Annotated in this window: 23 protein-coding genes; 8 read left to right on the top strand and 15 right to left on the bottom strand. The window is 72.2% G+C overall.

Annotated elements, in window-relative coordinates; translation table 11 throughout:
- Position 1: 1 nt before the first annotated feature.
- Complete coding sequence (locus ACIBCT_RS14780; RefSeq protein ID WP_399188570.1) at positions 2-706, bottom strand: beta-ketoacyl-ACP reductase; 705 nt, start codon at positions 704-706, stop codon at positions 2-4.
- Between the two features lie 76 nt (positions 707-782).
- On the opposite strand from ACIBCT_RS14780, the gene ACIBCT_RS14775 reads away from it, so the two are divergent.
- The 5 genes from ACIBCT_RS14775 to ACIBCT_RS14755 all read left to right on the top strand — a co-directional run bounded on the left by ACIBCT_RS14775 (position 783) and on the right by ACIBCT_RS14755 (position 5,117).
- Positions 783-2,282: a TldD/PmbA family protein gene (locus tag ACIBCT_RS14775; protein WP_399188568.1), complete on the top strand. Its 1,500-nt coding sequence runs from the start codon at positions 783-785 to the stop codon at positions 2,280-2,282.
- 50 nt (positions 2,283-2,332) lie between these two features.
- Positions 2,333-3,700, top strand: a complete 1,368-nt coding sequence (locus ACIBCT_RS14770; protein ID WP_399188565.1) for a metallopeptidase TldD-related protein — start codon at positions 2,333-2,335, stop codon at positions 3,698-3,700.
- A gap of 4 nt (positions 3,701-3,704) precedes the next feature.
- Positions 3,705-4,241 (top strand): SDR family oxidoreductase, encoded by a 537-nt coding sequence (locus tag ACIBCT_RS14765; protein WP_399188563.1) that lies wholly within the window; start codon positions 3,705-3,707, stop codon positions 4,239-4,241.
- A gap of 29 nt (positions 4,242-4,270) precedes the next feature.
- Positions 4,271-4,432: a hypothetical protein gene (locus ACIBCT_RS14760; RefSeq protein WP_399188561.1), complete on the top strand. Its 162-nt coding sequence runs from the start codon at positions 4,271-4,273 to the stop codon at positions 4,430-4,432.
- 79 nt (positions 4,433-4,511) lie between these two features.
- Complete coding sequence (locus tag ACIBCT_RS14755; protein ID WP_399188559.1) at positions 4,512-5,117, top strand: TetR-like C-terminal domain-containing protein; 606 nt, start codon at positions 4,512-4,514, stop codon at positions 5,115-5,117.
- Between the two features lie 99 nt (positions 5,118-5,216).
- Here ACIBCT_RS14755 and ACIBCT_RS14750 read toward each other — a convergent pair whose 3' ends face one another.
- On the bottom strand, positions 5,217-6,407 hold the full coding sequence (locus tag ACIBCT_RS14750; protein WP_399188556.1) for a linear amide C-N hydrolase: 1,191 nt from the start codon (positions 6,405-6,407) through the stop codon (positions 5,217-5,219).
- A 168-nt stretch (positions 6,408-6,575) separates the two neighbouring features.
- Positions 6,576-6,797: a dodecin gene (locus ACIBCT_RS14745; protein WP_399188554.1), complete on the bottom strand. Its 222-nt coding sequence runs from the start codon at positions 6,795-6,797 to the stop codon at positions 6,576-6,578.
- A gap of 75 nt (positions 6,798-6,872) precedes the next feature.
- Between ACIBCT_RS14745 and ACIBCT_RS14740 the strand changes: the two genes are divergently transcribed.
- Positions 6,873-7,184 (top strand): DUF3099 domain-containing protein, encoded by a 312-nt coding sequence (locus ACIBCT_RS14740; protein WP_399188552.1) that lies wholly within the window; start codon positions 6,873-6,875, stop codon positions 7,182-7,184.
- A gap of 190 nt (positions 7,185-7,374) precedes the next feature.
- Here the strand turns inward: ACIBCT_RS14740 and ACIBCT_RS14735 are convergent, their stop codons facing one another.
- Genes ACIBCT_RS14735 through moaA form a run of 3 tightly spaced genes read right to left on the bottom strand, consistent with a single transcriptional unit; the run spans position 7,375 to position 9,359 of the window.
- Positions 7,375-7,632 (bottom strand): DUF6457 domain-containing protein, encoded by a 258-nt coding sequence (locus tag ACIBCT_RS14735; RefSeq protein WP_344903175.1) that lies wholly within the window; start codon positions 7,630-7,632, stop codon positions 7,375-7,377.
- Positions 7,633-7,635: 3 nt separating this feature from the next.
- Positions 7,636-8,373, bottom strand: a complete 738-nt coding sequence (locus tag ACIBCT_RS14730; RefSeq protein ID WP_399188550.1) for a molybdenum cofactor guanylyltransferase — start codon at positions 8,371-8,373, stop codon at positions 7,636-7,638.
- Positions 8,370-9,359: a GTP 3',8-cyclase MoaA gene (gene moaA, locus ACIBCT_RS14725; protein WP_399188548.1), complete on the bottom strand. Its 990-nt coding sequence runs from the start codon at positions 9,357-9,359 to the stop codon at positions 8,370-8,372. The genes ACIBCT_RS14730 and moaA overlap by 4 nt, the downstream gene beginning before the upstream one ends.
- Before the next feature lie 233 nt (positions 9,360-9,592).
- Here moaA and ACIBCT_RS14720 point away from each other — a divergent pair, with 233 nt between their 5' ends.
- Positions 9,593-10,747 (top strand): RtcB family protein, encoded by a 1,155-nt coding sequence (locus tag ACIBCT_RS14720; protein WP_399188546.1) that lies wholly within the window; start codon positions 9,593-9,595, stop codon positions 10,745-10,747.
- A gap of 148 nt (positions 10,748-10,895) precedes the next feature.
- Here ACIBCT_RS14720 and ACIBCT_RS14715 read toward each other — a convergent pair whose 3' ends face one another.
- The 9 genes from ACIBCT_RS14715 to ACIBCT_RS14675 form a co-directional block, all read right to left on the bottom strand.
- Positions 10,896-11,654 (bottom strand): aspartate/glutamate racemase family protein, encoded by a 759-nt coding sequence (locus ACIBCT_RS14715; RefSeq protein ID WP_399188544.1) that lies wholly within the window; start codon positions 11,652-11,654, stop codon positions 10,896-10,898.
- Between the two features lie 106 nt (positions 11,655-11,760).
- Positions 11,761-13,068, bottom strand: coding sequence for an NAD(P)/FAD-dependent oxidoreductase (locus tag ACIBCT_RS14710; RefSeq protein WP_399188542.1), 1,308 nt, complete (start codon positions 13,066-13,068; stop codon positions 11,761-11,763).
- Between the two features lie 20 nt (positions 13,069-13,088).
- Entirely contained in the window at positions 13,089-13,964 is an 876-nt protein-coding gene (locus tag ACIBCT_RS14705; protein WP_399188540.1) for a family 3 encapsulin nanocompartment shell protein, read from the bottom strand.
- Positions 13,965-14,120: 156 nt separating this feature from the next.
- Complete coding sequence (locus tag ACIBCT_RS14700; RefSeq protein WP_399188538.1) at positions 14,121-14,972, bottom strand: class I SAM-dependent methyltransferase; 852 nt, start codon at positions 14,970-14,972, stop codon at positions 14,121-14,123.
- Positions 14,973-15,055: 83 nt separating this feature from the next.
- Positions 15,056-15,886 (bottom strand): SDR family NAD(P)-dependent oxidoreductase, encoded by an 831-nt coding sequence (locus tag ACIBCT_RS14695; RefSeq protein WP_399188536.1) that lies wholly within the window; start codon positions 15,884-15,886, stop codon positions 15,056-15,058.
- On the bottom strand, positions 15,871-16,881 hold the full coding sequence (locus tag ACIBCT_RS14690; protein WP_399188534.1) for a sulfotransferase: 1,011 nt from the start codon (positions 16,879-16,881) through the stop codon (positions 15,871-15,873). Before ACIBCT_RS14690 ends, ACIBCT_RS14695 begins: the two co-directional genes overlap by 16 nt.
- Positions 16,878-18,113, bottom strand: coding sequence for an MFS transporter (locus ACIBCT_RS14685; RefSeq protein ID WP_399188532.1), 1,236 nt, complete (start codon positions 18,111-18,113; stop codon positions 16,878-16,880). The genes ACIBCT_RS14690 and ACIBCT_RS14685 overlap by 4 nt, the downstream gene beginning before the upstream one ends.
- Before the next feature lie 2 nt (positions 18,114-18,115).
- Positions 18,116-19,504 carry a DegT/DnrJ/EryC1/StrS family aminotransferase gene (locus tag ACIBCT_RS14680; protein WP_399188530.1) on the bottom strand — a complete coding sequence of 463 codons (1,389 nt, stop codon included), beginning with the start codon at positions 19,502-19,504 and terminating at the stop codon, positions 18,116-18,118.
- Positions 19,505-20,203: 699 nt separating this feature from the next.
- Complete coding sequence (locus ACIBCT_RS14675; RefSeq protein WP_399188528.1) at positions 20,204-20,773, bottom strand: PadR family transcriptional regulator; 570 nt, start codon at positions 20,771-20,773, stop codon at positions 20,204-20,206.
- Positions 20,774-20,826: 53 nt separating this feature from the next.
- Between ACIBCT_RS14675 and ACIBCT_RS14670 the strand changes: the two genes are divergently transcribed.
- Positions 20,827-22,008, top strand: coding sequence for an FAD-dependent oxidoreductase (locus ACIBCT_RS14670; RefSeq protein WP_399188526.1), 1,182 nt, complete (start codon positions 20,827-20,829; stop codon positions 22,006-22,008).
- The last annotated feature ends 70 nt before the right edge of the window (positions 22,009-22,078 follow it).

The following is a 22,078-nucleotide window of genomic DNA, read 5'->3' as shown; positions in this document are numbered from 1 at the left end:
GTCAGTGTCCCATTCCCAGGCCGCCGTCGACGGGGATGACGGCCCCCGTGATGTAGGCGGCGTCCTCGCCGGCCACGAACCTGACCACGCGTGCGATCTCCTCCGCGCTGGCGTACCGGCCCAGCGGGATGTTCTTCCTGATCTGCTCCTGGTACGCCTCGTCCAGCTCGGCCGTCATGTCGGTCTCCACGAAACCGGGGGCGACCACGTTGACGGTGATGTTGCGCGAGCCGAGCTCCCTGGCCGCCGACCGGGCGAAGCCGATCATGCCCGCCTTGGAGGCGGCGTAGTTGCTCTGCCCGGCCGAGCCGAGCATCGCCACCACCGAGGAGATCAGCACGATGCGTCCCCGCTTGAGCCGGAGCATGCCCCGGGTGGCGCGCTTGGCGACCCGGTAGGCGCCGGTGAGGTTGGCGTCGATGACGTCGGTGAAGGTCTCCTCCTTCATCATCGGCAGCAGCGTGTCCCGGGTGATGCCCGCGTTGGCCACGAGCACCTCGACCGGGCCGTACTCGGCCTCGACCTTCGCGAACGCGGCGTCCACGTCCGCCGTGCTGGTCACGTCGCAGCGCACGCCGAACAGTCCCTCGGGGGGCTGTCCGGATCGGTAGGTCACGGCGACGTCGTCGCCTGCCTGGGCGAGTTCGCGGGCGATCGCGAGGCCGATGCCGCGATTGCCGCCGGTTACGAGAACAGAGCGAGCCATGGTCCGAAGGTATCGGCTACCGAGCGGTAACTCTGTTGTCCGAGAGGGACAAGATCACGGCGCTAGGATCGTCGGCATGCGCCAGATCGATGCCGACTTCCTCGCCCTCCCGCTGCGGCGGCTGGCGGACGCGGCCCTGCAGCGCGCCCGTGACCTGGGCGCCGAGCACGCCGACTTCCGGCTGGAGCGGATCCGCGGCCAGACCGTGCGCCTGTCCGACACCTCGCTGGAGGGGGCCATCGACGCCGACACCCTCGGGTACGCCGTGCGGGTCGTCAAGGACGGCACGTGGGGTTTCGCCGCGGGCATCGAGCTCACCGCGGAGGCCGCCGCCGCGGTCGCCGAGCAGGCGCTGGCGGTGGCGGTCGTCAGCGCGGCGATCAACCGCGAACCGGTCGAGCTGGCCCCCGAGCCGGTGCACGCCGACGTCACCTGGGTCTCCTCCTACGAGCTCGACCCGTTCGAGGTGCCGATGCGCGACAAGGCGGCGCTGCTCGCCGACTGGTCGGGCGACCTGCTGCGCGACCCGGGCGTGGACCACACGCAGGCGTCGCTGATGCAGGTCAAGGAGCAGAAGTTCTACGCCGACACGGCCGGGACGGTCACCACCCAGCAGCGGGTGCGCGTCCATCCCCGCGTCCAGGCGATGCGGGTGCTGGACGGCCGCTTCGACTCGGCGCGGACGCTCGCCCCTCCGGTCGGCCGGGGGTACGAGTACCTCACCGGCACCGGCTGGGACTTCCCCGCCGAGCTGGCCCGCATCCCGGAGCTGCTCGCCGAGAAGCTGCGGGCCCCCTCGGTCGAGGCGGGCCCGTACGACCTGGTGATCGACCCGTCGAACCTGTGGCTGACCATCCACGAGTCGGTGGGGCACGCCACCGAGCTGGACCGCGCCCTGGGGTACGAGGCGGCGTACGCCGGGACGAGCTTCGCCACCTTCGACCGGCTCGGCGAGCTGGTGTACGGCTCCGAGGCGATGAACGTGACCGGTGACCGTACCGTCGAGCACGGCCTGTCCACCATCGGCTACGACGACGAGGGCGTCGCCACCCGGGAGTTCGACATCGTCTCCGACGGCGTCCTGGTCGGCTACCAGCTCGACCGGCGGATGGCGCTGCTGAAGGGCCTGGGCGCCTCCAACGGCTGCGCCTTCGCCGACTCCCCGGGCCACACCCCGATCCAGCGGATGGCCAACGTCTCGCTCCGCCCGGCGCCGGACGGCCCCTCCACCGAGGAGCTGATCTCCGGCGTCGACCGGGGCATCTACGTGGTGGGCGACCGGAGCTGGTCCATCGACATGCAGCGGTACAACTTCCAGTTCACCGGCGAGCGGTTCTACCTGATCGAGAACGGCCGTCTCGCGGGCCAGCTGCGCGACGTCGCCTACCAGGCCACCACGACCGACTTCTGGAGGTCGCTGGCGGCGCTCGGCGGGCCGCAGACGTACGTGCTGGGCGGGGCGTTCAACTGCGGCAAGGGCCAGCCGGGGCAGGTCGCCCCGGTCAGCCACGGCTGCCCGTCGGCGCTCTTCCGCGGCGTGCGCGTCCTCAACACCGTCCAGGAGAGTGGAAGTTGAACACCCATGAGGGGCGGACCGGAGAGAGTGAGCGGCGGGAGAGGATCGGGATGAGCCCCCAGGAGATGATCGAGAAGGCACTGGAGCTCTCCACGGCCGACGACACCGTCGTGATCGTGGAGGAGGGGTCGAGCGCCAACCTGCGCTTCGCGGGCAACACCCTCACCACCAACGGCGTGTCGCGCTCGTCCCAGCTGACCGTGATCTCCGTCGTGGGCCGGGGCGTGGGCGTGGTGTCGCGGTCGGCGGTGCGGGCGGACGGGCTCGACGACGTGGTGGCCGCCGCCGACCACGCCGCCGAGGACGCGCGGCCGTCCGAGGACGCCCGGCCGCTCCTGGAGGGCACCCGCTCCGACGGCTGGGACGATCCGGCCGAGCCGACCTCGATCGGGGTCTTCGGCGCCTTCGCCCCGGCCCTGGGAGAGGCCTTCGCCGCGGCCGAGGCGGGCGGGCGCAGGCTGTACGGGTTCGCCGAGCACGAGGTCACCACGACCTTCGTGGGGACCTCGGCCGGCGCGCGGCTCCGGCACGCCCAGCCCACCGGCCGCCTGGAGCTCAACGCCAAGTCCCCCGACATGAGGCGCTCGGCCTGGACCGGGGTGTCCACCCGCGACTTCGCCGATGTCGACGTCATGGCCCTGGACGCCGAGCTGGCCCGGCGCCTGGCGTGGGCGGAGAACCGGGTGGACCTGCCCGCGGGCCGGTACGAGACGCTGCTGCCGCCGTCGGCCGTGGCGGACCTGATGATCTACCTGTACTGGACGGCCGGGGCCCGCGACGCCCTGGAGGGACGCACGGTCTTCTCCCGGCCGGGCGGCGGCACCCGCGTCGGCGACACGCTCTCCTCGCTGCCGGTCCGGCTGTACTCCGACCCGGGGGCGGCCGGGGTGGAGTGCCCGCCGTTCGTGGTGGCGCACGCCTCGGGCCGGCAGACCTCGGTGTTCGACAACGGGATGCCGCTGGCGCCCACCGACTGGATCTCCGACGGCAGGCTGGCCGGCCTGCTGCAGACCCGGCACACGGCCGAGCTGACCGGCCTTCCGACGACCCCGGCCGTCGACAACCTGATCATGCGGGGGCCCGAGGGGGGCAGGTCGCTGGAGGAGATGATCGCCTCCACCGAGCGCGGCCTGCTGCTGACCTGCCTGTGGTACATCCGCGAGGTCGACCCGCAGTCGCTGCTGCTGACCGGGCTGACCCGGGACGGCGTCTACCTGGTGGAGAAGGGCGAGGTGGTGGGCGAGGTGAACAACTTCCGCTTCAACGAGAGCCCGGTGGACCTGCTGCGCCGCCTGACCGAGGTCGGCGCCTCGGAGCAGACCCTGCCGCGCGAGTGGGGCGACTACTTCAACCGTGCGATCATGCCCGCGATCCGGGTGCCCGACTTCAACATGTCGACGGTCAGCCAGGCCAGCTAGTGCCGTGACCGGGGAGGTCACCGGCCTGTTCGAGCGGGCGCGCACCGCCTTCGGCGGCGTCGACGTCGTCGTCCACACCGCGGGCGTCATGCCCCTGGCGCCGATCGCGGACATGGACCTCAACGAGTTCGACCGGGTGCAGCGGACCAACGTCCGCGGGACGTTCGTCGTGAACCAGGCCGCGGCCCGGGTGGTCCGCGCCGGTGGGAGCGTCGTGAACTTCTCGACGTCCGTGACCCGCCTGCAGCAGCCCACCTACGGCGCCTACGCCGCGTCGAAGGGCGCCGTCGAGGCCCTCACCCTGATCCTGGCGCGGGAGCCGCGCGGGCGCGACGTCACCGTGAACGCGGTCGCACCCGGCCCGACCGCGACGCCGCTGTTCCTCGACGGGAAGCCGCAGGAGGTCGTCGACCACCTGTCCTCCCTGGCCCCCCTGGAGCGGCTGGGCACCCCGGACGACATCGCGCGCTCGGTGCTCGGCCTCATCGACGCCCGCTGGATCAACGGCCAGGTCGTGTACGTCAACGGCGGCATCGCCTGACCACGCGTTCGCACACGAGAGGATCGGACATGGCAGGGAAGGTCGTCGTCAGCGGCAGAGCCGGCAGCGGCCTCGGCGCGGGAGCGGCCCGCCGCCTCGCCGACGACGGCGACATCGTCGTCCACGCCGGCATGCGCGAGACCGCGACACGGAACGCCCCCCGGGCCGATCACCGGCCGACGTGCCCGTGAGAGCACCGCGCGGGGGTGCCTATCATGGGACCCCATGCGGGTGAGCTCCATCGGCGGACCATCGGACGAGAAGAACCCCATGACGGCACAGGCTCCGGCACGGTCCTCCGAGGGCCGCAGAAGACGGTCGGCGGACGAGGTGCGCGCGACCGTCCTCCGGACCACGGCCCGGCTCCTCCTGGAGGGCGGAATGTCGGCCGTCACGTTCGACAGGGTCGCGCAGGCGGCCCCCGCCGGCAAGGCCACGATCTACAAGTGGTGGCGCTCACCGGGAGCGCTGGCGGCCGAGGCGTACTTCGCCCACGTCGAGGAACGACTCCACTTCGACTCCACCGGCGACATCGAGCACGACCTCCGCGCCCAGTTGCGCGCCTTCGTGACGCTGCTCATGCAGCCCGACGTGGGAAAGGCGATCGCCCACCTCATCGGCGCGGACCAGGACGACCCCGACCTCGCCACGGCGTGGTCGGAGAACTACTCACGGGACCGCAGGCGGCTCGCCGTCGATCGCCTCTTCGAGGCTCGGAACGCCGGGCAGATCCGTCAGGACGTCGATCCGCAGGTCGTCGTCGACCAGCTCTGGGGCGCCTGCTACCACCGCCTCCTCCTTCCCGACGAACCGCTCACCCTGGCGTTCGCGGACGCCCTCGTCGACAACCTCGGACGCGGCATCCTCACCGGGTGATCCCGCGGAACCGGGCGGCCTCGCCCGGCGCCGGACCCCGTCGCGCCGGACCCCGTCGCACCGGGCCTCCCCGCACCGGGCCTCGCCGCACGGTCTCGATCAGCGCTGGACCAGGGGGACGGTGTGCACGCGTTGCCAGCGCTGGCCCGTCACCACCCGGGCGGTGGCGTCGGTGAGGTCGTACACGACCGACCAGCGGGTGTGGGTCTGGGCCACCTGGCGCAGCAGGCCCATGGCGTCGCGCCAGTCCCTGGCGGCGGGCAACCCCCGGGCGAGCGTGCCGTAGCGGCCGTCGGCCCGGCGCTGGGCGGCGGAGGTGCCGGTCATGGTGAAGTTGGTGAGCATCCGGTCGTTGATGACGTTGAGCCTGCCCCGGGCGTACTCCACCACGACCGACCTGCCCGTCGCGTCGGCGATCAGGTAGTGGACCTGCGGCCCGATGGTGAAGTCCACGTCGTGGCGGCGCATGATCGCCACCGCCTCGTCCACCGTGGCCGCCTCGTCGAGCATCATCCGGATGACGCGCACGCTGCCGATGTCGGGACGGTCGGGTGAGGGCTCGGGCAGCCCGCCCTCGGGCGCCGTGGCCATCCCGATCGCCAGGCCCTTCTCGTTGACGCCGTCGAACGGGGCGAGCACGGCGTGGGCCATCCTGCGCCGGTCGGGGGCGGCGGTCAGGTCGGGCGGGTCGGAACCGCCGATCAGGTGGAACAGGTCCACGACGGAGACCGAGGCGTAGCCGTCGGGCGGGTCGGCGTGCACGATCAGCGCCGGGTTGGGCTCCCAGTCGAAGTTGCGGCCGAACAGCGGCCGGTCACCGGCGAGGGCGAACAGCGAGCAGGCCCACCCGTCGGCGGGGGCGGCCAGCTCCTCCTCACCCAGGGGCGCCTGACGGTCGTAGGAGCCGTGGAAGGTCATCTCGTACAGCGGAAGGTCGTCGATCTTCCGGATGCTGCGGATCGTCCGCTCGACCTCGGTGGCGCTCTGGCGCAGCAGTGGTTCCCCTCCTGTCCCGGACCGCGGGGCCGTCACGGGCCGCGGCGTCGTACCCGGACGGCTCGTGCCGGGACGGCTCGCGTCCGGCCCGGCGTCCGGTGTCGTGGTGAGCCCGGTCGCCGGCGGGCGCGACGCGGTGGGAGCGTCGGCGGGCGCGTCGTCGGGCACGGTGGCAGGCGCGGTGGCAGGCGGGGTGACAGCTGTGGACGTCCCGCCCGCCGAGGCCGCGCAGCCGGTCGCCAGCATCAGCGCCGCGGCCAGCGCGAGCCGTGCCACCGGCGCCACCGGCGCCACCGGCGTTCCCGACGCTCCCTGCGTCCGGCGCGGCCCGCGCGACCCGCGCGACCCATGGTTCCCGTGCCTCCCGGGCGTCCCGGCCGGTCCTGCGCCACGTCCGGTCTGCGCGGTTCGTCTCTCTTCCACCCCGGCAGTCTGCGTCACCGGAGGGCCCGGCGTACAGGCTCAGCCGGCCTCGTCGTCCTCCAGGCGGAATCCGACCTTCATCGAGACCTGGAAGTGGCCGACCTCCCCGCCCTCGATGTGCCCCCTGATCTCGGTCACCTCGAACCAGTCGAGGTGGCGCAGGGTCTGGGCGGCGCGGCGGACACCGTTGCGCACGGCCGCCTCGACGCTGTCCCCCGACGTTCCGACCACTTCGGTCACCCGGTACGTTCGATCTGTCATCTCATGCTTGTTCCCAGAAAGCGGTGACCGCATGACCGTTCGCAGCAGGCTGATATGAGGCCTAGATTGGGAATCGTGAACGGATGGCGTAGACGTCCGGTGGTCCATCAGGTGACCGACGCCCAGCCCTCGCTGAGTGATGACATCGGCAAGCGCGAGAAGAGCTACTTCATCAAGATGGGGATCCGGCTGTTGTGCCTGATCCTCGCCTTCACCGTGCCCGCCCCGATGCCCGTCAGGCTGTTGCTCTTCGCCGGAGCGATCTTTTTACCATACATTGCCGTCATCGGGGCCAACGCGCCGCCGCGAGGACCGTCCATTGCCCCTGACGTGGGAGATTCCACACAGAGCGAGATCCCGCTCCATCGACGCGAGATCGGGTCGTGACTAAGTCTTGACGCATCCCAAGGGTAGTAGGTGTACGCTTTAACCAAGTGCCCTGGTCCCCCGTCGGGGCACTGTTGCCGGCGTTCCGGGCCCCCGTCGGAACGCCGATGAAGCAACGCCGGGTGGTTTGCCCCCGTAACCACCCGGCGTTGCCCTTTTATCGAACCTTTGTTTTTATCCTCTTTCTTGGCTATTTATCGCCCAGCGTCTCGGTCGTCGCCTGCTCCCAGTTGCGCGCCAGCGTGGTCAGCCTCTCCACCACCTCCGGCGGCGCCGTTCCCGCCCCCTGAGCCAGGCCGAGCAGGTACGCCGTCAGCGGCGCGGCCGGCCGGGTCACACCGTGCGCGACCTCCTTGGTCAGGTCCAGCAGCTCGTCACGATCGATCGTCGCGGGGTCGATGCCCAGCTCCCGGCAGACCAGCGCGGTCCACTCCGCCAGCACGTTCATCCGTCACTCCTCGTCCGCGGTCGCGGCCGTCCCGTGCGGGTGCCGCTCGCGCGGTGCCCGGGACGGATTCGCGTCCTCGCCGTCGGAGCCCGGCTCCATCGCACGGGCCCGCTGTAGATCGTCCATGGTGTCGCAATCGAACCACGGCCTGCCGGGGAGATGAAGGGTGATCGGGGAGAGCGGGGCCAGCAGGCCGCGCAGCGACCGGCCCTCGTAGCGGGCGAGCGCCCGTGCCAGGCTCTCCGTCCGCCACACCCCGGCGAGCCACTGCTCGCGGCCCTCGTCGTCGAGGAGCACCGCCCCGGCCGCCGGTGATCTCCCCGGAGCCGGTTCCCGTACGGCCTCCCTCGCGCCCGGCTCCCCTGCGCCTCGCTCCCCCAGGTCCGGTTCCTCCGGATCGGGCCGTCCCGTGGCCGCCTCCAGCAGCGCCGTGACGTGCCCGGCCGTCAGGAACGGCAGGTCGGCGGCGAGCAGCGCCGTCCACGGGGCGGTCATCTCGGCCAGTCCCGCCCGGAGCGCCGGGACCGGGCCGCCGCCCGGCGGATCCTCCCGGCGGAACACCGCGCGCGGCAGCCCGGGACGGGACGGCCCCACGATCACCAGCCGCTCCGCCGAGGACACCGCGGCGGCCACCGACTCGACCAGCGGGCGGCCCGAGACGCGCAGGCCGGGCTTGTCGCGGCCGTCGAGCCGTCGCGCGAGCCCGCCCGCCAGGACGCAGGCGTCGTACCGGATCGTCATCCGCCGATGGCGGACATCGGGCGGGACGGCTGCAGGAAGGAGGGGTCGTCGATGCCGTGACCGGCCTTCTTGATCCGGACCGCGGAGCGCCAGCGCTCGGCGATCTCGTCGTCTCCGGCGCCGGAGCGCATCGCGGCCCTCAGGTCCGACTCGTCGGTGGCGAACAGGCAGTTGCGGATCTGCCCGTCGGCGGTGAGCCGTACCCGGTCGCACGCGCCGCAGAACGGGCGGGTGACCGAGCCGATGACGCCGACCCGGGCCGGTCCGCCGTCGACGAGGAAGCTCTCGGCCGGGGCGCTGCCGCGCTCCACCGGGTCGTCGCCGGTCAGCCGGAAGGCGTCCCCCAGCCGGGCGAGGATCTCGTCGGCCGTGATCATGTTCTCCCGGGTCCAGCCGTGCTGGGCGTCCAGGGGCATCTGCTCGATGAACCGGAGCTCGTAGCCCCGCTCCAGGCAGTAGCGCAGCAGCGGCACGGCCTCGTGGTCGTTGATCCCGCGCATCAGCACGGTGTTGATCTTCACCGGCCGGAGCCCGGCGGCGTCGGCGGCCTCCAGGCCGCGCAGGACGTCGTCCAGCCGGTCGCGGTGGGCGAGCCGTTTGAAGGTCTCGCGGTCGAGGGTGTCGAGGGAGACGTTGACCCGGCTCAGGCCGGCGTCGGCCAGGGAGGCGGCCATCCGGCTCAGGCCGATCCCGTTGGTCGTCAGCGAGACCTGCGGGGCGGGGGTCAGCACAGTGGTGCGGGAGACGATGTCGGCCAGTTCCCTGCGGAGCAGGGGCTCACCGCCGGTGTAGCGGACCTCGGTGACGCCCAGCCGCTCCACCCCGATGGTGACCAGGCGGACGATCTCGTCGGCGGTCAGCAGCTCGGGCTTGGGCAGCCATTCGAGCCCCTCGGGAGGCATGCAGTACGAGCAGCGCAGGTTGCAGCGGTCCGTGAGGGACACCCGCAGATCGGTCGCCACACGCCCGAACGAGTCCTGCAACACGGAGTGCCACCTTCCGGTCGGTCGCCTGTGTGTGCGAACAGGGACCAGCCTACGGCCTGTCACCCGCCCGGCCCCGGACGGGCCTCCACCGGTCCAACATCACCGCGGGACGGTTGATTCCTCGCACGGGCGCTCCCCTGCGGCACGCGTCGCATCCGGGCAGGTCCCGGTAAAATGAGTGGGATATCGCATCGTCGATGGGCAGACTGGATCTCGCAACGAAGGAGATCATCATGCCGAACCATCCCGCACCGAACCTGGTGTCGTGGGCCAGCGAGATCGACGAGGGTACGATCATGCAGGCCGCGCGCGCCGCCCGCCTGCCGTTCGTCTCCGGCCACGTCGCCCTCATGCCCGACGCGCACATCGGTATCGGCGCGACGGTCGGATCGGTGATCCCCACCGAAGGGGCGATCATCCCGGCCGCCGTGGGCGTCGACATCGGCTGCGGCATGGTCGCGACCGAGACCACGCTCACCGCCTCCGACCTGCCCGACACCCTCGCCGCGCTGATGCCGCTGGTGGAGAGGCGCATCCCGGCCGGTGTCGGCAAGGGTCACGACGACCCGTCGCTCGACCGCGCGCTGAGCGACCTCGGCCGCCCGCACACCGGCCTGACCCCCCAGCAGGAGAAGAAGGTCTCGCTGCAGTTCGGCACCCTCGGGTCCGGCAACCACTTCGTCGAGGTCTGCCTGGACGAGCGTGACCGGGTCTGGACGGTGCTGCACTCGGGGTCGCGCGGCATCGGCAACCTGCTCGCCACCAAGCACATCGTCGACGCCAAGAAGCTGATGAAGAGGCAGGCGATCGGCCTGGAGGACCCGGACCTGGCCTACCTGGTGCAGGGCAGCCCGGAGTTCACCGCCTACATCGAGGACATGCTCTGGTCGCAGGCGTACGCCATGGCCTCGCGTGCCCGGATGGACAAGGTGCTGAGCGACGCGCTGTTCCGCGTCGTCGGCAAGGGACAGCGGGTCAGGACCATCAACTGCCACCACAACTTCACCCAGCGGGAGAGCCACGACGGCAAGGAGCTGTGGATCACCCGCAAGGGGGCCATCAAGGCCGACACCGGTGACGAGGGCGTGATCCCGGGCTCGATGGGGACGCGCTCGTACATCGTGCGCGGTCTGGGCAACCCGATGTCGTACAACTCCTGCTCCCACGGGGCGGGCCGCAGGATGTCGCGTACCAGGGCCAAGAAGGAGCTGTCGGCGGCGTCGCTGACCGAGGCGATGCGCGGCCGCACCTGGAACGCGGACCGGGCCGCCGCCCTGGTGGACGAGCACCCGGAGGCGTACAAGTCGATCGACCAGGTGATGGCCGACCAGAAGGACCTGGTCGCGGTCCAGCACACGCTGCGCCAGGTGTTCAACTACAAGGGGTGAGCCCGCCCTCCTCGTGGCCGGGACGGCGTTCCGGCCACGAGGAGGAGCCGGGAGCGACCGGGGTGCTCCCCGGCCCGCCGCCGGGTCGCCGGGCGGCACCTGCTCGGGCCGGTGCTCGGTGGGTGCTCGGTGGGTGCTCGGTCGGTGCTCAGGGGGTGCCGAAGGGTCGGCGGGTGAGGCCGCTGTGGACCATCTCGGTGAGCGTCACGATGTCGAAGACCGGCAGGCCGATCCGTTCCTGGACGGCGTGGGCGTAGGGCACCAGGTCGGTGCACTCGATGACGAGCGCCCCCATGTCGGGGTTGTCCCGGGCCAGCCGTTCGGCCTGGCCGAGCACCTCGCGGCCCAGGCGGGCGGCGTCCAGGTCCGGGCGCCGGGCCTCCAGCATGACCTCGCGGAACTCCGGCTGTTCCTCCATGCCCGCCACGCAGACCGGGACGTTCTCGGCTCCCACCCCCTCCAGATGGCGCCGGGTGAGGGAGCGTTCCTTGGCGACCAGCAGGCCGACCTTCCGGTCCGAGCCGATCATGCGGGCGACCATGGGCACCTGGATCAGGCTGGAGGAGTAGAGCGGCACCGTGACCGCGTCGGCCAGTTCCCGCTGGAAGATGGCGAGGAAGCCGCAGCCGCTGGTGACGGCCGCCGCGCCCCGCGCCTGGAGGTCCCGGGCCGCGTCGACGAACGGGCCGAGCAGCCGGGGGTCGGCCTGGGTCACCACGCGTTCGGCGGTCGCGCCCTCCACGACCCGGTAGAGGACGGGGAAGTCGAAGGTGGCCCGGTTGCGGATGTGCCCGGGGATCTTGGTGAACGAGGTGTCCATGCAGATGACACCGATGGCGACCTCGCGTCCCGTCTCGGTCTCGGCTCCGGTCCTGCTCGCGGCTCCGGTCTCGGTCTCGGCTTTCACGGCGGTCCTCTCCCGTGCGGTTCCGTGTCGTGTCGGGGGCGTGCGGGTTCCCTCTCCGGGCCGATCGGCATGGACGGCCCGCCGGATCGGCGTGGACGGCCCGAGGTCAGCGCCGGAGCCGGCGCGCAAGGCCGCCGTAGCGTCCGGGGCGCAGCGGCGCGAGGTCCGTCTCGGGTGGCTCCCCGGTGACGATCTGGGCGATCAGCCTGCCGCTGACCGGTGCGAGACCCATGCCGATGTGGCCGTGGCCGCACGCGACGGAGAGGTTGCGGTAGGAGCCGGCCCGCCCCAGGAAGGGGAGGCCGTCCGGGCTGCACGGCCGGAACCCGCTCCAGGTCTCCAGGATCTCGGTCCGTTCCATCCCCGGAAGGTAGGTGCGGACGGTGCGCAGGATGCCGTCCACCCGGCGGCGGGAGACGGTGGCGTCCATGCCGGACAGCTCCAGGGTCCCGCCGAAGCGCAGGCGGTCGCCGAGCGGTACGAGCGCCACCTTTCCCTCGCCGAGCAGGACCGGCAGCCGGGGGCCGCCGGCCGGTGCCTTGACCGTGATCGAGTAGCCCTTGGCGGGCTGGAGGTTCAGGCCGACGCCGAGCCCGCGGGCGCACTCCGCCGACCACGTTCCCGCGGCGACGACCGTCTCGGCGGGGGTGAGGTCTCCGCGCGTGGTCCTGACCCGCCTGACCTCGCCTCCCCCGGTCCCGAAGCCGACGACCTCCGTCCGCTCGTGGATCTCGACGCCCATCCCGCGCAGCGTGCGGGCCAGGCCGGTGAGGAACTCGGGTACGCGCAGGTAGGCGCCCTCCTCGTTGTACAGGGCGCCGTGGACGTCGAACTCGGTGTCCGGTTCGAGCTCGCGCAGCTCCCCCGGTTCCAGCACGCGCAGCGGCACGCCACCGGCCACCGTCGCGGGCACCGACCGGCACGCCTTCTCGAACCCCTGCCGGGTCCGGTACGTGAGCAGCATGCCCTGGGCGGTGAAGGCCGATGCGAGGTCGCCGGAGGAGCAGAGCTCGCGGAGGATGTCCAGGCTCCGCTTCTTCATGTCGACGAGCACGCGGAACCCCGCCCGGGCGTCCCGCTCGTTGCAGGCGCGGCGGAAGTGCCACAGCCACCACAGCAGGGCGGGGTCCGGGCGGGGTCTGATGTGGAAGGGGCTCTCCGGGTCGAGCAGCCAGCGCAGCCCCTGGGCCATCACGCCGGGTTCGGCCAGCGGGAGCGAGCCCTGGGTCCCGACGAAGCCGGTGTTGCCGTACGAGCAGGACTGCGGGCCACCGACCGGCCCGCGTTCCACGACGGTCACGCTCAGGCCCGCGAGGCGCAGGTGGTAGGCGCAGAACAGGCCGACGATGCCGCCGCCGATGACGAGGACGTCCGGGTCGTGTCGGAGGGGGACGGGGGTGTTCGGGGCGGGCATCGCCGGCATGGTGGCGTCCTCTACAGGGTCACGATGAAGAAGTTGGTCAGCAGGTTGACCACGACCCGCTCGTAGATCTCGGCCTTGAGCGCGATGCCGGGCTCGGCGAACGTGCCGGGCGGCGGCTCGTCGAAGCGGATCACCGAGCGTCCGGCGTCGAAGAGCTGGGCGCCGTGCCCGAAGTCGCCGACGATGGCGGTCCCCGGGTCGACCAGGCGGGTCCGGACGATGAAGACGCCGTTCCTCTCCAGGTCGTCCATCAGGCCGCCCTGTCCCATGAACCGGTAGTAGTCGACGGGGTTGATGATGAGCCCGTCGGCCGTGCCGCCCATCTGTTCCGCCTCGTTGCAGGCCGCGAGGATCGTCGAGCCGAACGGTCCCCTCGACGTCATGCGCGGGATTCCCGGGATGTTCAGCAGCCCGCCCTCACCGCGGATGATGGTGTGGTTCTCGGCCGTGCCGAGCCGGACGATCAGCCGGTAGTTGATGAAGGACTCGAAGGTCTCGGGGTCCTCCCACAGGTCGGGCGGGACCTGCACCCACGCGGTGGTGGTGCACAGCTCCGGGATCGGCGACCGGTGGAAGCGGTTGGCCGCCTCCCGCCTCAGGTCGGCGTCGTCGACCTCGGGGTCGCCCGGCCGGGGCGGGCTCTCGTGCCAGTAGAAGCGCCGGGGGTCCCTGGACAGGTCGACGACCTTGAGCATGTTGCGCGCCGGGTAGCGGGGCTTCCTGCGCGAGCTGGTCAGTGAGTCGGTGATCGTCACGTCGTACTCGACGGAGGCCTCGAGTCCCTTGGCGGCGCAGGCCTCCACGAACATCCGGCCCGGTGACATCTCGTTCTTCCGCTGGGCGACGACCTCGGCCATCGTCCGTTTCACGCCTTCGGCGCGCTGCATGGCTTCCTCGCTCACTGGTGGTCGGGCACCGGCGGGCACCGGTGCGGCAGGTACTGACGGGCGCTTCTCCGGCACTGCTCCGGCACTGCTCCGGCACCGTCTCCGGTGCCGTTCCCGTCGCTGTCTCCGGCACTGTCTCCGGCACTGTCTCCGGCACTAGGGCGTGGCGGTGCGCGGCTTGCGGGCGACGAACATGCCCCAGCCGAACTCGCCGTCGTCGATGGCGACCTGGATCTCCGCGCAGGACTCGGAGAAGGCCAGCATCCAGTCGCGGGCCGCGGTGTCCGTGGTCGCCTCGGCGCGTTCGGCGGCCGTCCTTCCCAGGACGCGGTAGGTCTGGCGGATGTGGCTCTCCAGGTTGCGGGCCAGGAGGATCTCGAAACCGGCGCGCTCCAGGGCCGCCTGGTACCCGACGAACGAGTAGCCCCCGTTCCACCTCACCCGGTCGTAGACGTGTCTGCGGGCGCGCTCGCCGATCTCCTCCCTGGGCTGGAGGAAGTCGGAGAAGGCGAAGATCCCCCCGGGCCGCAGGACGCGGTGGATCTCGGCGTGGCTGGCCGGCTTGTCCGGTACCAGGCAGAGCGCGTCCTGGCTGACGACGTGGCTGAAGGTGCCGGCCTCGTAGGGCATCCGCGTCACCGATCCCTGGCGGAACGCCAGGTCGAGGCCGTCGCGCGCGTCGAGCGCCTGCCGCGCGAACGCGACGCGCTCCGCGCTGAGGTCGAGTCCCTCGCCTCGGCAGCCGAACCGCCCGGCCAGGTGGAACAGGAAGTTGCCGCAGCCGCAGCCGACGTCCAGGACGTGGGACGAGCCGTCGATCCCGGCGTCCGCGGCCAGGATCTCCGACGTCCGCTCGGCGGCGGCGCGGTAGTCGTCGTCGGTGTCGCCGGCGAAGTACCCGGTGTGCAGGACTCCGTCGCCGTCCCAGAAGCTCAGGTAGGTGTGCAGGGTCTCGTCGAAGAAGTCCTCGACGTCCCTCTCGGTGTACACGTGGCCGGTGGCTGACATCACGGGTTCCTTTCTCGTTCTCGGTGCCGCGCGGTCCGGCGCCCGCCAGGACCCTCGCGGGGACCCGGCGGGCGTGCCGGGCGTCAGGTGTAGGTGTCCTTGGTGGCGGAGGTGAGGTGGTCCGGTTCGGCCCCCGTCACGCTGGCGCCGCCGTCGATCAGGTGGACCACGCCGGTGACGAACGAGGCCCGCTCCCCCGCGAGGAAGGCGGCGACCGCGGCGAACTCCTCCGGGGTCGCGATGCGGCCCAGCGCGTTGTGCCGTCCCATGGCGCGCAGCTCCGCCTCGGGGTCGCCGCCGTCCCCGGCCAGCCTGGCCGCGGCCCGCTCCACCGGTGGGGTACGGGTGGCGGCCGGCGCGAGCACGTTGACGGTGATCCCGTCGCGGCCGACCTCGGTGGCGAGGGACTGGGCGAAGCGCACGACGGCGGCGCGGGTCACCCCCGACAGCGCGAGCTGGGCGACGGGGACGCTCGCCGTCTCCGAGGTCACGAACAGCAGCCGTCCCCAGCGCGCGGCCCGCAGGTGCGGCAGCGCCGCCAGGGCGAGGGTCACCGCCGGGAGCAGCACCCTGTCGACGGCCTCCCGGTACTCGGACGGCTCGAACCGGGAGGCCGTGCCGATCGGCGGGCCGCCGCCGTTGACCAGGACGACGTGGAGCGCGCCGAGGTCCGCGGCGACGTCGCCGACCCAGCGGCGGGCCGCAGCCTCGTCGGTGATGTCGACGACGGTGGTGTGGACGCGTCCGCGCGCCACCTCCTTCAGCCTTCGCCCGGCCTCGGCGAGCCGGCCGGGGTCTCGCGCGCCGATCGCGACGTGCGCGCCCTCCCGGGCCAGTTCCATGGCCGCGGCGAGACCGAGCCCGCTCGATCCACCGGCGACGAGCGCCACCCTGCCGTTCAGTCCCAGGTCCAACCGTCCTCCTTCTGGCGTTCCTCGTTCACCGGTGGCCTGGTGGTCCCGGTACGCGGGACGGCGTGGAGCGGGCCGCCCCGGGTGTAGCCGTAGCTTCCGAACAGCGGCCACGACAGCGTCGTCGCGGCCAGCCGGGCCCGCCGGGGCAGCCGGGTCGTCCAGGAGTCGTCCCGGTCCCTGATGAGGGTGGTGCCGGTGTTGAAGCGGTCCGGGTTGCCGGTGACCGTGTGGTTGGTGTGCAGCTCGACCGTCCGGCCGCGCACCGGGTTGCCCGCCGGGTCGGCGCCGCAGAACCGGAGCAGCCTGCCGATCGTCGTCTCGGGGTCGGCGATGAAGTCCTCGTAGCGCAGGAACACCGACCGCTCCCGGTGGTGCCGGAGGATGGCCTGCGAGGCCACGTTGAAGCCGTGCCAGTAGGCCGTGCTCTTCGGGGACGACATGACGTAGCAGTAGTCCTTCTCCCTGCTCCAGGACTGGGCGACCGCGCGCGGGTCGCGTACCAGGTGGACGTAGTAGGGCCGCACCCCGTCCAGGTACGGCAGCAGGGCCGCCTCGCCGGGGATCTTGGTGGTGTCGACGATCACGCGCGCGTCCGTCAGCCCGGCGACGGTGTGGTAGGTCCGTGTCATCAGGGCGGCGTGCTCGCGGACGTCGTCGCGGTACAGGCCGCGGCGCAGGACGCGCCAGGTGTGGCGGGTCCGCACGCAGGAGCGCTGGCGGCGGATGACGGCGTCGGCGTGGGCCTTCGCCGAGAGCCCGTCGGGCCGGACGGTCCGCAGGACCTCCGACCAGAGCGCGCACTCGGTCAGCGGCCTGCCGCAGCCGCAGGAACCGTTCGCGCCCCTGCCCACGGAGTTCCTCCACAGGAAGTGCAGCTCCCCGACGTGGAAGACCCCCGGGACCTCGTTGAGGATGTTGCCGATGATGGTGCTGCCGTTGCGGCACCAGCCGGTGATGCACAGGATCGTGAGCGGTGACCGGTCCGATGTGTTCAAGGCGTGCTCCTGACTCGACTCACCGCCGCCGGCTCGGTGTCCGGCGGGCGTACGCTCAGCGCCACCGCCACGGCCGCCAGCGCGCAGCAGGCGCCGGCGACGAAGACGGCGGGGTACCCGAAGACGGCCGCGACCACCCCGGTCAGCGGTCCCCAGACGCTCAGGCCCAGGTCCCAGAAGGAGGTGTAGGCGCCGAGCGCGGCCCCCTGCGCGGAGGGGTCGGCGCGGTCCATCACCATCAGGGCCAGCGAGGGGTGCAGCAGGGAGAACCCGACCCCCATCACCACGCTTCCGAGCACGGCGACGGGCAGGTTCGGTGCCAGGGCGATGATCGCGAGCCCGGTGGCCTCGCCGACGCCGGACCAGGTCGCGACCCGGCGTGCCCCGAGCCGGTCCGGCAGGTGGCCGATGACCAGCCGCGTGCCGGCGTAGACGGCGCTGAAGACGCTGAGCGCCACGACGCCCGAGCCCACGCCCCTGGTCTGCAGGTGCAGGACGACGAAGGCGGCGACGCCGGCGTATCCGGCGGAGGCGAGCGCGAGTGCCAGGCCGGGCAGCAGGGCCGGGCGCGGCAGCAGGGTCTGCCACCGGCCCGGCCGCCCCCTCCCGTCGCCCGGTGCCCGCGCGGCCGGTGCCTGCGCGGCGGGCCGGCCGGTGCGGGTGGCCGCCGGGACGGAGAGGATCAGCAGCAGGCCGAGGAGGGCGGCGGCGGCGGTGAAACCCCAGACCGCGCCGTAGCCGAGGTTCAGCAGCGTCGCGCCGAGGAAGGTCCCGGCCGAGATCCCGCCCCACATGCTGACGCCGTAGAGGCCGATCAGCTGCCCGCGGCGCTCGTGCGGCGCGAGCGACACGACCCAGACGGCGCCCGCGGTGAAGAGCGACGCCTCGCCGACGCCGACCAGCAGGCGGACGGCGACGAGACCGCCCAGGCCGAGCGGGAGGAAGTACAGCAGGCCGCCCGCGGCGACGAGCAGCGCGCCCGCGCCCATGACGCGCCGGTGGCCGTACCTGTCGGCCAGGTGGCCGGAGACGGGACGCACCAGCAGCGCGGTCAGCGCCGTCGCCGTGACCACCAGCCCGACCGCGAGGTCCCCGGCGCCGAAGCGCTCCCGGACGAAGCCCGGCAGCACCGGGATCGCCGCGGTCAGTCCCAGGTAGCCGCAGAACAGGCCGCCGAAGACCCCGAAGAGGGCCAGGCGCGGGATCCGGCTCCCCCCGGCGGAGGCGTCCACCGCTACTGCCCGGCGGGAGCGGTGCCGACCGGCCCGGACCGCACCGGATCGGGGCCTACCGGATCGGGGCGTACCGGATCGGGCGCGTGACGGTTCGTGCCGAGTGCGCCCGCGACCTTGCGGACCGCCCTGATCAGGTGGTCGCAGTCCTCGGTCGAGAGGCTGGAGGAGAGCGGGACGTCGACCGCCTCCCGCAGGTGCCGGGTGGTCGCGGGCAGCAGCGCCTTGATCTCCTCGACGTCCTGGTCGCCGAACAGGAACCGCCAGTTCCAGAAGACCCGCACGTTGGTGTCCTTGTCGGAGCCGAGGTTGCGCGCGTCGACGCCCTCGCAGCACAGGGCGCGGGCGAACCACCCGGCGTCCGCGCCGGGGACCCGGAAGATGAACGCCTCGCCCAGGTAGGCCCCGGGCGCCACGGGCCGGCGGATGGCGATCTGCGGGAGGTCGGCGAGCGCCTGGGCCACGTAGGCGTAGTTGGTCCGGAAGCGTTCCAGCCGGAGCGGCAGCCGTTTCATCTCCGCGCGCAGCAGGGCCGCGCGGATCTCGTCCATCCGGAAGCTGAGCAGCGGCAGGTCCAGGTCGGTGGCGATCGGCGGGTCGCCGTCCGGGAAGTGCCTGCGGAAACGCCCCTCGTACGCTCCGGAGAGCACCACCGCGCGGGCGAAGAGCACGCTGTCGTCCGTGGCCAGGAACCCGCCCTCGCCGCAGTTGAGCGACTTGTCGGACTGGGTGCTGAAGGCGCCCGCGAGGCCGAAGGTGCCGAGCTTGCGGCCCCTCAGCTCGGCGCCGAAGGCCGGGACGGCGTCCTCGAACAGCGGTACGCCCATCTCGGCGGCGAAGCGCGTCAGCGCCTCCACGTCGGCGGCGAAACCGCGCATGTGGACGACCAGGATCCCCTTGATCCCGGGCGTCCAGCGGCGGCGCAGGTCGTCCAGGTCCATCTGCAGGTTCTCGTCCACCTCCACCAGCAGCGGGGTGCATCCGGCGAGCACGATGGCGCTGGGGGTGGCGACGAAGGTGAAGCCGGGGCAGGCGATCAGGGAGCCGGGCGGGATGCCGGCCGCCATGATGGCGAGCGCGATCGCGGTGGTGCCGCTGGACACGGCCAGCGCGTGCCTGCTGCCGAGGTAGCGGCACAGGTCCTCCTCGAACCTGCCGCACTCGGTGTCGTGCTGGGCCCGGTAGTCGTAGCGGAAGTACAGGTGGCTGCGGATGGCGCGCAGTGCCGCCTCCTCGTCCTCGGGGTGGACGAAGACGGCCCCCTTGTCGTAGGTCGGCCAGGGGGTGCGCCGGACGGGGTCACCGCCGTGCAGGGCCAGGCGGGCCTTCCCGGTCTGCGGGGTCTGCGATGACGGCAGGGTGGGCGCCGCCCCCTCCTCGTCTGTGTTCACCGTCGGGCTCCTCGGTGCTGGGCTGGCTGGTCTTCTCGTCGGAAACGTCGGGGCGTCGGGGGCGTCGGGGCAGGCGCGGTCACACCACCGGCGCGGTCGCGGTCACGCGGTGCCGGTGGCGTCGGGGGTGGCGGCGGTGAACGTGGAGGGCGCCCGTCGCGGGCACGGAAGGTCGGCGGACCGGAAAAGGCCCGCATCGGTCGGAAAAGAGGACTGAATCGCTTCAGGAACCCGTCCGGAAGACCCGGCGAGTTTTTCGATCATGTGGGGGCCGAATGAAAACCTTCTGCATATTCCCTAAATGTCCAGAAGGTGTCAATGGGGGGAAATATCATTGGTCCGGGGCGGACGAGCGGCCTCCCGGAACGCCCGCGGCCACCTGCGCCTCGTTCCCCGCCCACAGGGCGGTCACGCCCCGGAGCGGCGCGGATACGCGGCCGTCCGGCCGCAGGAAGGATGCAGGCCGACGCCGGGACGCCGGTCTCGCCATGAAAACCCACAAAACCAATAACGAAATAGGAGAATGGCGAGAAAAGGCATTCCCGGCGAGAGAAGTAGGCGCTTCCCGCCCTTGACCCGGCGTTTCGGTCATTCCCTTAACACGGTTTGAGAAAAAGCTTTCCGGACGTCGGCGGGCCCGCCGATCCGCTTTTGTTTCCAGCCGGATGACGACCGAACGGCTATCCGAAACGCCCTTTCCTATTGCGGGCGGTGCCAGGTGATCCGCCCGGCGCGCAGGTCGTCGGCGAGCTCGCGGACGTAGTCGAGCTCGGCCCGCAGCACGGCACGCTGGTACTCCGACTCCACCAGGAACACCCGGGACAGGAAGGCCGCCCCCTCCACCAGGTCGCCCTCCAGCCTCGCCAGCTGCGCCGCGAGCGCCTCCAGGCGCTCGTCGAGCGCGGCCCGGACCTCGTCGGGCGGCAGCACGGGCAGGAAGGCGAGCGCGGCGGGGAACTCCGGGAACTCCCGGGCCGGGGTGGAGAGCATCGTGCGCATCCACGCCCGCAGCGTCTCCAGCCCCGTCTCGGTGGGCTCGTAGACGGTCCGCTCGGGGCGGTTCTCCTCGCGCAGGGTCTCGCGCACCGCGATGAGGCCGTCGCGCAGCAGCCGGTCGATGGTCTGGTACACGCTGTTGCGCTGCGCGACGTTGACCACGTCGTCCTTGTGCCGCTCCTTGATCAGCTGCTGCATCCGGTAGGCGTGCATCGGCGCCTCGGAGACCAGGGAGAGCAGGGCCATGGCCAGGGGTGAGCGCCTCGTGGACATGGGACCCATCGTACGGGGCGACGAACCATAGTCATTCTATGTATAGTCATCTCATGACTAAGAAAGCTTTGATCATCGGTGGCGGCATCGCCGGCCCGGTGACGGCCATGGCCCTGCAGCGGGCCGGCCTCGACGTGGAGGTCTTCGAGGCCTACGACCGCGGCTCCGACAGCGTGGGGGCCTTCCTCACCATCGCGATCAACGGGCTCGAGGCCCTGCGCGTCCTCGACCTGCGCGAGCAGGTCGCCTCCCTGGGCATGGACTCGCCCCGAATGCTGATCTTCAACAGCCGCGGCAGGCGGCTCGCCTCCCTGGCGCAGCCCGGCCGGACGGTGAAGCGCGCCGACCTCTACCGCACGCTGCGCGACGAGGCCGTACGGCGCGGCGTGCGCATCACCTACGGCAGGCGCCTGGTCGACGCCTCGATCACCGGCGACGGGGTGCGGGCGGTCTTCGCCGACGGCGGCACGGCCGAGGGCGACCTGCTGATCGGCGCCGACGGGCTGCGCTCGCGCACCCGCACGCTCATCGACCCGGGCGCTCCCCGTGCGCGGCACGTCGGGCTGCTGAACACCGGCGGTTTCGCGACGGGCGTCACCGTGCCGGGCGAGCCGGGGACGAGCCACTTCATCTTCGGCAAGAAGTGCTTCTTCGGCTACCTGGTCCACCCCGACGGCCAGGTGTGGTGGTTCGCCAACCCGCCGAGCCCCAGGGAGCCGACCCGCGAGGAGCTCGCGGCGATCACCCCGGACCAGTGGCGCGCCCGGCTGGAGGAGCTCTTCCGGGACGACACCGGGCCGATGCTCGACATCATCCGCGCGGCCGGCGACATCCCGCCCGCCTGGAACACCTACGACTTCCCCTCGGTGCCGCGCTGGTTCAACGACCGCATGGTCATCGTGGGCGACGCCGCGCACGCCACCTCGCCCTCGGCGGGCCAGGGGGCCTCCATGGCGATCGAGGACGCGGTCGTGCTGGCCACGTGCCTGCGCGACGTCCCCGGGACCCGGGACGCGTTCGCCGCCTTCGAGCGGTTGCGCCGCGACCGGGTGGAGCGGATCGTGGCGCAGGGCAGGCGGAACGGGAGCGGCAAGGCCCCGGGGGTCGCGGGCGCCTTCGTCCGCGACCTCGTGCTGCCGGTGGTCATGCGTCAGGTGGCGAAGGGGAACGCGATGGCCTGGATGTACGACTACCGCGTCTCCTGGGACACCCCGGTGTCCACGGCGGCGCGCTGAGCGCTCTCCCGCCCGGGAGCCCGGGAAGCGGGAAGCGGGAACGGGAGGCGGGAAGGGGCGGGGGGAAGGG

The organism is Streptosporangium sp. NPDC050855 (assembly GCF_044456585.1).
GTDB classification, from domain to species: domain Bacteria; phylum Actinomycetota; class Actinomycetes; order Streptosporangiales; family Streptosporangiaceae; genus Streptosporangium; species Streptosporangium longisporum.
This window is presented reverse-complemented; position numbering and strand designations above follow the sequence as displayed.